At 66.8% G+C, this 10452-nt stretch carries 11 protein-coding genes and 1 pseudogene; 8 read left to right on the forward strand and 4 right to left on the reverse strand.

The genetic code is table 11. From position 1 onward, the window contains the following. Positions 1-808 (reverse strand): glycosyltransferase (locus CG471_RS27040; RefSeq protein ID WP_099234369.1); only part of this gene is annotated, 808 nt, incomplete at its 3' end. A 91-nt stretch (positions 809-899) separates the two neighbouring features. On the opposite strand from CG471_RS27040, the gene CG471_RS27045 reads away from it, so the two are divergent. The 7 genes from CG471_RS27045 to CG471_RS27075 all read left to right on the forward strand — a co-directional run bounded on the left by CG471_RS27045 (position 900) and on the right by CG471_RS27075 (position 7333). After that, positions 900-1778 (forward strand): lysophospholipid acyltransferase family protein, encoded by an 879-nt coding sequence (locus tag CG471_RS27045; RefSeq protein WP_099234362.1) that lies wholly within the window; start codon positions 900-902, stop codon positions 1776-1778. 32 nt (positions 1779-1810) lie between these two features. Continuing rightward, entirely contained in the window at positions 1811-2455 is a 645-nt protein-coding gene (locus CG471_RS27050) for a phosphoribosylanthranilate isomerase (RefSeq protein ID WP_099234363.1), read from the forward strand. A gap of 96 nt (positions 2456-2551) precedes the next feature. After that, positions 2552-3793, forward strand: a complete 1242-nt coding sequence (gene trpB, locus CG471_RS27055; protein WP_099234364.1) for a tryptophan synthase subunit beta — start codon at positions 2552-2554, stop codon at positions 3791-3793. Between the two features lie 2 nt (positions 3794-3795). After that, positions 3796-4611 carry a tryptophan synthase subunit alpha gene (trpA, locus tag CG471_RS27060; RefSeq protein WP_099234365.1) on the forward strand — a complete coding sequence of 272 codons (816 nt, stop codon included), beginning with the start codon at positions 3796-3798 and terminating at the stop codon, positions 4609-4611. Next, positions 4608-5456 (forward strand): acetyl-CoA carboxylase, carboxyltransferase subunit beta, encoded by an 849-nt coding sequence (gene accD, locus CG471_RS27065; RefSeq protein ID WP_004207658.1) that lies wholly within the window; start codon positions 4608-4610, stop codon positions 5454-5456. Before trpA ends, accD begins: the two co-directional genes overlap by 4 nt. Before the next feature lie 33 nt (positions 5457-5489). Beyond that, complete coding sequence (locus CG471_RS27070) at positions 5490-6824, forward strand: folylpolyglutamate synthase/dihydrofolate synthase family protein (RefSeq protein ID WP_099234366.1); 1335 nt, start codon at positions 5490-5492, stop codon at positions 6822-6824. A 68-nt stretch (positions 6825-6892) separates the two neighbouring features. Beyond that, positions 6893-7333, forward strand: a complete 441-nt coding sequence (locus CG471_RS27075) for a DUF6628 family protein (RefSeq protein WP_004207660.1) — start codon at positions 6893-6895, stop codon at positions 7331-7333. Here the strand turns inward: CG471_RS27075 and CG471_RS27080 are convergent. The 3 genes from CG471_RS27080 to CG471_RS27090 form a co-directional block, all read right to left on the reverse strand. Then, positions 7330-8085: a tetratricopeptide repeat protein gene (locus CG471_RS27080; RefSeq protein WP_099234367.1), complete on the reverse strand. Its 756-nt coding sequence runs from the start codon at positions 8083-8085 to the stop codon at positions 7330-7332. The genes CG471_RS27075 and CG471_RS27080 overlap by 4 nt on opposite strands. Continuing rightward, positions 8082-9425: an MFS transporter gene (locus CG471_RS27085; RefSeq protein WP_099234368.1), complete on the reverse strand. Its 1344-nt coding sequence runs from the start codon at positions 9423-9425 to the stop codon at positions 8082-8084. Before CG471_RS27085 ends, CG471_RS27080 begins: the two co-directional genes overlap by 4 nt. Before the next feature lie 102 nt (positions 9426-9527). After that, positions 9528-10010: a response regulator gene (locus CG471_RS27090; RefSeq protein ID WP_004207663.1), complete on the reverse strand. Its 483-nt coding sequence runs from the start codon at positions 10008-10010 to the stop codon at positions 9528-9530. 174 nt (positions 10011-10184) lie between these two features. Between CG471_RS27090 and CG471_RS31040 the strand changes: the two are divergent. Further along, positions 10185-10452, forward strand: a pseudogene (locus CG471_RS31040) (pseudouridine synthase); the annotation flags it as partial.

The raw sequence follows: 10452 nt of genomic DNA on the forward strand, positions 1-10452 counted from the left end.
CACCGGTCGCTACCGCCCACATGCGCGGACTGTTGGTGAGGATATGGCGATATTGACGCACCCCAAAATTCCAGAGCGCACTCAACCTTCCGTCCAATGGGCTCGCCACCAGCAGGTCGCGCACCGGCCGCATCCGCAGCTTCGCGCGCCATCCAGCCAGGCCGATCGCCATGTCGTCGGACAGGCGCCCGGCCAGCGCCGCGTCGATGTCGATCCGCTCGGCCGCCACCCGCGTCATCGCCATTGCCCCGCCCCAGGGCATGGTGGAACTGGCCGCGCGCGGCAGCGTCGCCAATTGCTGCTCGACCGCGCCGACCAGCGCCGGCATGCCCTGCCCGGCCGGCAGCAGCAGCCGATAACCTGTCACGATATCCGCCTTGCCCCGCACTAGCGGGAAGAGCAGTCGCCCTACCAACCGCACCGGCGGCTCGATATCGGCGTCGATGAAGATCAGATAGCGATCCCCGTCGCGCAACGCCTTCAATGCCGCCCGCAACTTGTGAACCTTCTGCCCCTCGTCGCTGGCCACGCCCGCCCGCACGATCTGCACCCAATCCGGCTCGGCGGCAGCGAGCGCCTCCGCCGCCACACAGCCCCCCGACGTCGCCAGCAGCAGACGGAACGGCGCGCTCTGCGCCTTCAGCCGGGTGACAAGTTCGCTGTCACCTTGCCAGTCGTCACGCACCGACAGGATCATGACCGCGCCGTCGGGCGCCTCCTCCTGTCGGTCCGCCGGCAGATGGCGCCAATAATTGATCACGCCCAGCAGGCCGATCGCCTGCAGCAGGAACCAGATCGCCAGGAAGATGCTCAAGATCGGGATGCCCCTTTACCCTTTATCGCGCCCGTGTATGACCGACGCCATGCCCAGTGCCAACCCATCCAAGTGCGCGATCTGAATGCTCTACAGCCCCTTCATGTATCGGCTGATGCACATCCTGCCGGTAAGCGCCGGTTCGGCGATCGGCGCATGGCTCGGCGGCATGGTCGCCCCCCGCCGCATGGCCGTCCGATCCGAACGCGCCAGGCGCAACCTTGCCCTGTTGCGTCCTGATCTGTCGGAACGCGATGCCGCCACGCTCCTGCACGAACGCTGGCGCAATGTCGGCCGCTTCGCCGCCGAACTGCCGTCGATGGGGCGACTGCTGGCGAATGGTCATTTCTCGATCGAGGATCATGATGCCTATCGCGCCATCGTCGATGGGCCGGGCGCGATCATCTTCGTGTCGCTGCATATCGGCCATTGGGATGTGATTGCCGCCCATCTCAAGACCCAGATGGACCGGCCGTCGATCGGCGTGCAGCAACCGCCGGAAAATCCGCGCCATGCCAAAATGCTGGAAAAGGCCCGTGCCGCCTATGCCACCGATGCGCTGCCACCGGGCGAAGGCGCGGCGCGGCGCATCCTGCGTCATCTGGCCAAGGAAGATCGCGCGCTCGCCTATATGCTGCTCGACGAACGGCGCGACCGGCAGGTGAGCTTTCCCACCTTCGGCAGGCCGCTGGGGCCGCAGGGCAATGTCTCGATCGCGCTGCGTATGGCCAAGGCGTCGGGCGCCCGAATCATGCCGCTCTATCTCGTCCGAACCGGCGGCACGCGCTTCACCCTGAAATGGCATCAGCCCCTCGATCCTGCCGAAATGGATCAGGCCGCGATCTTCGCCGCGCTCGACGATTTTCTGGGCGATGCCGCGCTTGCCCATCTCGACCAGTGGCTGGGTCTGCAGGACATCGACCTGACCGAGCCGGGCCATGCCCCAGCGCTCACCAGGATGTGACTTCCCTTCCCTTACGGTCTAAAGGCCCGCCCATGTCCCGAATCGCGATCAAGATCTGCGGCCTGTCGACGCCGGAGACGGTGGGCGCCGCCGTGTGCGCCGGGGCGAGCCATGTCGGCTTCGTCCATTTCCCCAAAAGCCCGCGCCATGTCGAAGCCGACCAGCTGCGCGCGCTCGCTGCGGCCGTCCCGGCCCATGTCGATCGCGTCGCCGTGGTCGTCGATGCCGATGACGAACAGCTTGCCCGCCTGACCGGCACCGGCGCGCTCAGCGCCCTGCAACTCCATGGCAAGGAAAGCCCGGAGAGGGTCGCCGCCATTCGCCAGCGTTTCAGCCTGCCGGTGTGGAAGGCGATTTCGGTCAAGACCCGCGCCGATATCGACGCGGCCCAGGCCTATGCCGGCACAGTCGACCGGCTGCTGTTCGACGCGAAGACGCCCGATGGCGCGGCGCTGCCCGGCGGCATGGGACTGCGCTTCGACTGGACCTTGCTGCGCGGCGTCGCCATGCCCGCGCCCTGGGGGCTTTCGGGGGGCCTTGGTATCGACAATGTGTGCGAAGCGATCCGCCTGACCGACACGCCGCTGATCGACGTTTCTTCGGGCGTCGAGGATGCACCGGGCATCAAGAGTGTGGACAAGATCATGGCCTTCTGCAAAGCGGTGTCGGCATGTTGACGCTGAACGCCCCTGCCATGCGCATCGAAGGACGATGGCGCTGATCGCTTCCTGACCACAAGCGAACGCCCATCATTTGTCCCCGGAAAGATATTCATGACCGACACCATCACCCTGCCCAACAGCCTTCGCAGCCAGCCGGACGATAACGGCCATTTCGGCGCCTTTGGCGGCCGCTATGTCGCCGAAACGCTGATGCCGCTGATCCTGGAACTGGAAAAGGTCTATAAGGCAGCCAAGGCCGATCCCGAATTTCACGCCGAATATGCCGAGCTGCTGCGCTCCTATGTCGGCCGCCCCAACCCGCTTTATTATGCCGAACGGCTGACCGAAGCGCTGCGCGCCAAGGCCGAGCCGGGCAAGGGTGCCAAGATCTACCTCAAGCGCGAGGAACTCAATCACACCGGCGCGCACAAGATCAACAATTGCATCGGACAGGCGCTGCTCGCCCGCCGCATGGGCAAGAAGAAGGTCATCGCCGAAACCGGCGCGGGCCAGCACGGCGTCGCCACCGCGACCGTCGCCGCCCTGTTCGGCATGGAATGCAAGATCTTCATGGGCGCCAAGGATGTCGAGCGGCAGAAGCCCAACGTCTTCCGCATGAAGCTGCTCGGCGCCGAGGTGATCCCGGTCCATTCCGGCTCCTCGACGCTCAAGGATTCGATGAACGACGCCCTGCGCTATTGGGTGTCTAACGTCCATGACACTTTCTACATCATCGGCACCGCCGCCGGCCCGCACCCCTATCCCGAGCTGGTGCGGGATTTCCAGTCGATCATCGGCAAGGAAATCCGCTCGCAGATCATGGAGGCCGAAGGCCGTCTGCCCGATATGCTGATCGCCCCGGTGGGCGGCGGCTCCAACGCCATCGGCATGTTCCACCCCTTCCTCGACGATCCCGAAGTCGCGATGATCGGTGTGGAAGCGGCCGGCGAGGGCCTCGACAAAAAGCATGCCGCCTCGCTGGCTGGCGGCGCATCGGGCATCCTGCACGGCAACCGCACCTATCTGCTCCAGGACGAGGACGGCCAGATCACCGAAGCCCACAGCATTTCGGCTGGCCTCGACTATCCCGGCATCGGCCCGGAACATAGCTGGCTGCACGAGATCGGCCGGGTGAAATATCTGCCGATCAAGGATGATGAGGCGCTGGAAAGCTTCCAGACCCTCTCCCGCCTTGAAGGGATCATCCCCGCGCTCGAATCCGCCCATGCCGTGGCCGCCGCGCAGCAGGTCGCGCCGACGCTGGACGCGGACAAGATCATCGTCGTCAATCTGTCGGGCCGGGGGGACAAGGATATCTTCACCGTCGCCGACGCGCTGGGAGTGGAGATGTGAGCATGGACCGTCTCGCCACCCGCTTCGCCGCCTGCAAGGCACAGGGCCGCGCCGCCCTCATCACCTTCGTGACCGCCGGTGACCCGGACGTCGCCTCGACCCCTGCCATCCTCGATGCGCTGGTCGCGGGCGGCGCCGACATCATCGAACTCGGCATGCCCTTCACCGATCCGATGGCTGATGGCCCGGCGATCGAACTGGCCAACCTGCGCAGCCTGGGTTCCGGCACCAAGACCAAGGACGTGTTCGCGCTGGCCGCCGATTTCCGCGCGCGGCACCCGGAAACGCCGCTGATCCTGATGGGCTATGCCAATCCGATGCTGGCGCGCGGGTCCGACTGGTTCGCCGACCAGTGCCAGACCGCCGGTGTCGACGGCGTGATCTGTGTCGATATCCCGCCGGAGGAAGATGCCGAACTCGGCCCCGCCCTGCGCGCCGTCGGCGTCCACCTCGTCCGCCTTGCGACCCCGACCACGGACGCCGCCCGCCTGCCCGCCGTGCTGAACGGCGCCAGCGGCTTCCTCTACCATGTCGCCGTTGCCGGCATCACCGGCAAGCAGCAGGCGGCGCAGGCCAATATCGAAATGGCGGTCGATCGGCTGAAGGCCGCCACCGACCTGCCGATCGCGGTCGGCTTCGGCGTGCGCACGCCCGAACAGGCGGCCGCCATCGGCCGCGTCGCCGATGGCGTGGTGGTCGGCTCGGCGATCGTCGACATCGTCGGCTCGCACGGCGATGCCGCCGGCCCCTTCGTCCAGGAATTCGTCGCGTCGCTCAGCGGCGCCCTCACCACTTCTATCCGGGAGACCGCAGCATGAGCTGGATCAACCGCGTTCGTAACGCCCTGCCCTTCACCAAGAAGGAAACCACCGCCGAAACGCTCTGGCACCAGTGCCCGTCGTGCAAGGAAATGGTCTTCATCAAGGAATGGGAGGAAAATCTCTCGGTCTGCCCGCGCTGCGACCATCATGGCCGCATCGGCCCGTCGGAACGGTTCGAGCAGATCCTCGACGCCGGCTTCATCCTGCTGCCGACGCCCGGCGTGCCGGAAGATCCGCTCAAGTTCCGCGATAGCAAGCGTTATCCGGACCGGATCAAGGCCGCCCGTGCTTCCACCGGCGACCAGGACGCGCTCATCAACGCGCGCGGCGCAATCGACGACGTGCCGCTGGTCATGGGCGTGCAGAATTTCGCCTTCATGGGCGGCTCCATGGGCATGGGCGTGGGCGCGGCCTTCATCCAGGGCATCAATGACGCGATCGCGCATAAATGCCCCTATGTCATCTTCACCGCTGCCGGCGGCGCACGCATGCAGGAAGGCATCCTCTCGCTGATGCAGATGCCGCGCTCCACCGTGGCGATCCAGAAGCTGCACGCGGCCGGCCTGCCCTATATCGTCGTGCTGACCGATCCGACCACCGGCGGCGTGACGGCCAGCTATGCGATGCTGGGCGATATCCAGATTTCGGAGCCCAATGCCCTGATCGGCTTCGCCGGTCAGCGCGTCATCGAAAGCACGATCCGCGAAAAGCTGCCCGAAGGCTTCCAGCGCGCCGAATATCTGCTCGACCATGGCATGCTCGACATGGTGGTCCATCGCAGCGAACTGCGCGACACGCTGGCCCGCGTGATCGGCTATCTGACGCCGCGCGCCGCCGCCTGAGCCTCAAAAGCGCGATAGGGGGATCAGCGCGCCATGGCCGACCATGCCGTTTCGGACGACCCGCAGGTCCAGGCCCAGCTTGACCGGCTCTGGTCGCTGTCCCCCGGCGCCGACATATTGGGACTGGAGCGGATCACCCGGCTGCTGGAGCGGCTGGACGATCCGCACCATCGCCTGCCGCCGGTCTTCCATGTCGCCGGCACCAACGGCAAGGGGTCGACCTGCGCCTTCCTGCGCGCCGCACTGGAAGCGGACGGCAAGACCGTCCATGTCTTCACCTCGCCCCATCTGGTCCGCTTCAACGAACGCATCCGCATCGCCGGCAAGCTGATCGGCGATGCCATGCTCGCCGCCTATCTCGCCCGCGTGCTGGATGTGGCAGAAGGGATCGGCGCCAGCTTCTTCGAGGTGACGACAGCCGCTGCCTTCCTCGCCTTTGCCGAACATGATGCCGACGCCTGCATCATAGAGGTCGGCCTTGGCGGGCGGCTCGACGCCACCAACGTCATCGTCGATCCGGTCGTCTGCGGCATCGCCCAGCTCGGCATCGATCATCAGGCCTTCCTGGGCGACACGCTGCCCGTCATCGCCGCGGAAAAGGCCGGCATCGCCAAGCCCGGCGCGGCGCTGGTGACGCAGCGTTATGATCCCACCCTCGCCCCGGTGATGCAGGATGCTGTGGATCGCGCCGGCACCCTATGGCTCGCCATGGGCACCGCCTGGGACGCCGCCGTCTATCGCGACCGGGTCCATTATCGCGACGAGCAGGGCCATGTCGACGTGCCGATGCCGCGCCTGCCCGGCGCGCATCAGGTCCAGAATGTCGCCCTCGCCATCGCCATGCTCCGCCATCAGCAGGCCGTGCCGGTGAGCGAGGCAGCCCTGAAGGCCGCGCCGCTCTGGGCGCACTGGCCCGCCCGGCTGCAACGGCTGGAGCGCGGCCCGCTGCTCGCCGCCCTGCCCGAAGCGGCGGAAGCCTGGCTCGACGGCGGCCATAATGAAGCCGCCGGCCAGGCGATCAGCGCCTTCTTCACCGCCGACCGGCTGCACAGCCGCCAGATCCAACTCGTCATCGGCATGCTCGCCAACAAGGATATGGACGCCTATCTCGCGCCGTTCGGCGGCCGGATCGCCCATATCCATGCGCTGCCGGTGTCGGGGCATGATCATCATCCGCCCGAACGCTTCGCCGCCATCGCCGCCCGCTGGGGCATAGGCTGCACCGCCCATGACGACCCGCAGGCGGCGATCGCCGCCATCGCACAGGATGCCGCCCAGGCCCAGGATGCGGCACCGATCATCCTGATCGCCGGCTCGCTCTATATGGCCGGAGAGATTTTGCGGTTGAACGGACAATTGCCCGACTGATTTAGACTTGCGAATGCCTCGCAATAGCCTAGCTTGTGTGTCCCCGAGTCACATAAAGGCGCACCCGCATGGCATATGGAGAAAGCTACCCCGTCGAACTGCCCCGGCCCATTCCGGGCGGCTATGGCAATCGGCTGTTCCTGTTCGTCATGCGCCGCATGGCGACGGCCGGGGTCAATGATGCCCATGCCGCCAATGCGATGCTGGGCGCCTTCGGCAAAAGCTATCGCCGGCCCCTGGTACTGATGCGCGCGATGATGCTGGAACTGGCGCGCGCCGCCAGCCGCAAGATATTGGTCGCGCCCTGCTGCTGCGCGCGGATGACGGCGGACGAGGCGGCGATCATGCAGGCGGTGGGCGATGCGCTGCGCGATCCGCATACCGCCTTCGACAATGTCTCGGGATTGCTGGGCAATGACGATGCGCTGGGCGCGCTCACCTGCCTGCAGGCGGTGGCGCAGGCGCATAGCGACCTTGGCCGGCCGCTGGACCTCTACGCGGCAAATTAAGCCGCCGCCTTGCGCAACTCCGCCAGTTGCTCGCCAGCCCAGCGATACATGTCGGCCTGGGCGGCGCGCTGGGTGCGGTCGAGCTGCCTGGCCCGCTGCTCGACCTCCTCCAATATCTGCCGCGCGCGCAGCCGGTCGCCCTGCGCCAGCAGGAAGGCGGCATAATGGCAGCGCGCCTCCTCGCCGGCATAGCGGCTCATCACATCCTCGAACAGCAGGCGCGCCTGCGCATCCTCACCGATATCGGCCAGCATCCGCGCCCGCAGCAGCGCGCGCCGATCCCATTCGCTGCCCCGGCCGACGTCGGGCACATCGTCCAGCTCCGCCAGCCCCTCGCGGCTGCGCCCCAGCTCGAACAGGGTCTGCGCCAGCTTGACCTGCGTCGTCGCGTCCTGTCCCGGTCCCAGCGCCAGCCCCTTGCGATAGGCCGCCTCCGCCTCGGCAAAGCGGCCGAGGTCCAGCAGCGCATCGCCCAGCGCGATCCGGTTGGCGGCGGTCTCGGCCAGGTCCAGATCAGCCCGCGCCTTGCGCAGGCCGCGTTCGGGATCGACCTTGCCGACCACCTGGCTGCGCGCCGTGCGCAGATGGCGATTGCCCCAATAGGCCGGCAGCACTTCCAGCATCAGATAGGCAAAGCAGCCCGCCAGCGAGAAGAGGAAGATGAACAGCATCCAGATCTGGTTGCGGCCGCTGCGCACGACATCGACCGCACAGATGATCTGGATACAGATGGACGCGACGAGGAAGATCATGCGGCGCTTCCGCTCGCCTTGTCGCCATCAGCAGTCGCCGCCGTGCCGATGCTCGCATCGATCAGCCCGGCCCGCATCATCAGCCAGAACAGCAGGATGCCCGGCACCGCCAGTGCCGTCGTCAGCAGGTAGAAATCGACATAGCCGAACCGCTCGATCAGCGCGCCGGCGGTCGTCCCGGTCAGGAAACGGCCCACGATGCTCGCCGCGGCCGAGATCAGCGCATATTGGGCCGCCGTGAAGCGCAGGTCACACAACGCCGAGAAATAGGCGACGACGGTGACGCCGCCGATGCCGCTCGCGAAATTCTCGAAGCCGATCGCCCCGGCCATGCCCCAGTTGCTCTTGCCCAGTGCCGCCAGTGCCGCCAGTGCCGCAAAGCTGAAATTCGACACGCACATCAGCACCAGACTGATCAGCACCGACCGCTTCATGCCCAGCCGTGCATAGAGGATGCCACCGACGAAGATGCCGATCAGATAGGCCCAGAAGCCGATGCCGACGTCATAGATGGCGATCTCGTCATTGCTGTATCCCATGTCGTCGAACAGCAGGCGGAAGGTCAGGTTGGCGAGCGTGTCGCCGATCTTGTGCAGCAGGATGAAGCAGAGGACCAATACCGCGCCCCGGCGACGGAAAAACTCGACCAGCGGACCGGCGATCGACTGCCACACTTCGCCCATGCCGCGCCGCGCCGCCGCCTCGCGGTGCCGTTCGGGTTCACCCAGCACCAGCCCGGTCAGCATCGCCGGCAGGGCAAAGACCGCGCAGGCCAGATAGGCGCCATGCCAGCCGATCCGCGCCGCCAGCACCAGTGCCAGCGCGCCCGCCGCCACCGACCCGATCCGCCAGCCATATTGCGACATACCAGAGCCCACGCCCAATTGCTCGGGCTTCAGCGTCTCGATCCGATAGGCATCGATCACGATGTCGAAGGTCGCACCGGCGGCCCCGACCAGGATCGCGGCATAGGCGGTCTGCAACAGGCCGGTGGTCGGATCGACCAGCGCCAGATTGGCGACCGCCGCCATCACCAGCAGCCCCGTCAGCAACAGCCAGGATACGCGCTGCCCCAACCGGCCGATGATCGGCAGGCGCACGCCATCGACCATCCAGGCCCATAGCCATTTGAGGTTGTAGACGAGGAAGGCGAGCGTGAAGGCGGTCACCGCCTTCTTGTCGATGCCGTCCTGCGCCAGCCGCGTCGTCAGCGTGGCGCCGATCATGGCATAGGGAAATCCGGACGAAACCCCCAGGAAGAAGGCCGCCAGCGGCTCCTTCTGCACATAGGGCTTTACCGCGTCGCTCCAGCTGCGCGTGCCGCCGGCCAATTCCGTCATGATCTGTGATGCCCCCGATGATGCGATCCGGGCGCCACCATATGAGCAAATGCAGCAGAGGCAAGCGGCACGGCCGCCTGCCTGCCCCGGATCAGCCCGGCGTCAGGCGATCTCGGCGAACAGCTTCATGCCGCGCGGCTTGCGTGGTGGCGCGCGACCGGCCAGCACCGCATCGACCACCGCGATCGCCGCCAGCAGGTCGCGCGGGGCGAAGGGCTTGGCGAGACAGCCGACCGCCAGCGATCGCGCATCGGCGGGACAGGCACCGGTGACGAACAGCACCGGCAATTGGCGCGCATGGGCATGACGCGCGACCTCTATGCCGCAGCGCCCACCGCGCAGATTGATGTCGGTGACGACCAGATCGACCGATCCCATATCGATCACGCGGGCGGCGTGGGTGTGGCTGTCGACGGTGGCGGCGATGCGATAGCCTGCCTGGGACAGGATATGCTCATGGTCGAAGGCGACGAGCGGTTCATCCTCCACCACCAGCACGCTGCGAATGGCGTTGCGCGGCGCACCTGCCCCGTCTCTCGCTCCGTCCCTGGCGGTGTCGTCCCCTCTGATTCGCCCGAAAAACATTTGCTGTCCTGCCCCGTTTCCGCCATGCAACCGACCAACGCCGCGCCCCGGCGCCGGGTTGCGCCCGGCCGGGGCTTTGCCGTTCACATGGACGGCGCTATGGCACCGTTCATCATATTGCACATGCCGCCCTGATATGGGGATGGCCACCCGTCACGAAAAGGAATGCATCAAGTGGAACCGCCAAAAAAATCTGGTCCGCCGCGCCGGTCGGGTCCGGGCGGTCCCAAGCGTCCCTCCGGCCCCGGATCGCGTGGCGGCGCCGATCGCGGCACGGGCCGTGGCCCCGCCCGATCGGACGCCCGATCGGACAGTCGCAACGAAGGTCGCTTTGACAGCCGGAGCGAAGGCCGTCCGGGCCGCCCCGCCCCGCGTGGCGAGCGCCCCGATCGCAATGGCCCCGGCGCGGCCCGTGGCAATCGCTTCGGCGAAGGCCGTGGCG

Source organism: Sphingobium sp. IP1 (assembly GCF_002708645.1).
Taxonomy (GTDB): domain Bacteria; phylum Pseudomonadota; class Alphaproteobacteria; order Sphingomonadales; family Sphingomonadaceae; genus Sphingobium; species Sphingobium yanoikuyae.

What these genes read in the sequence shown, in the direction of transcription:
- CG471_RS27045 (WP_099234362.1), top strand. Translation starts at nt 900, where the DNA reads ATGCTCTACAGCCCCTTCATGTATCGGCTGATGCACATCCTGCCGGTA.
- CG471_RS27050 (WP_099234363.1), top strand. Translation starts at nt 1,811, where the DNA reads ATGTCCCGAATCGCGATCAAGATCTGCGGCCTGTCGACGCCGGAGACG.
- trpB (WP_099234364.1), top strand. Translation starts at nt 2,552, where the DNA reads ATGACCGACACCATCACCCTGCCCAACAGCCTTCGCAGCCAGCCGGAC.
- trpA (WP_099234365.1), top strand. Translation starts at nt 3,796, where the DNA reads ATGGACCGTCTCGCCACCCGCTTCGCCGCCTGCAAGGCACAGGGCCGC.
- accD (WP_004207658.1), top strand. Translation starts at nt 4,608, where the DNA reads ATGAGCTGGATCAACCGCGTTCGTAACGCCCTGCCCTTCACCAAGAAG.
- CG471_RS27070 (WP_099234366.1), top strand. Translation starts at nt 5,490, where the DNA reads ATGGCCGACCATGCCGTTTCGGACGACCCGCAGGTCCAGGCCCAGCTT.
- CG471_RS27075 (WP_004207660.1), top strand. Translation starts at nt 6,893, where the DNA reads ATGGCATATGGAGAAAGCTACCCCGTCGAACTGCCCCGGCCCATTCCG.
- CG471_RS27080 (WP_099234367.1), bottom strand. Translation starts at nt 8,085, where the DNA reads ATGATCTTCCTCGTCGCGTCCATCTGTATCCAGATCATCTGTGCGGTC.
- CG471_RS27085 (WP_099234368.1), bottom strand. Translation starts at nt 9,425, where the DNA reads ATGACGGAATTGGCCGGCGGCACGCGCAGCTGGAGCGACGCGGTAAAG.
- CG471_RS27090 (WP_004207663.1), bottom strand. Translation starts at nt 10,010, where the DNA reads ATGTTTTTCGGGCGAATCAGAGGGGACGACACCGCCAGGGACGGAGCG.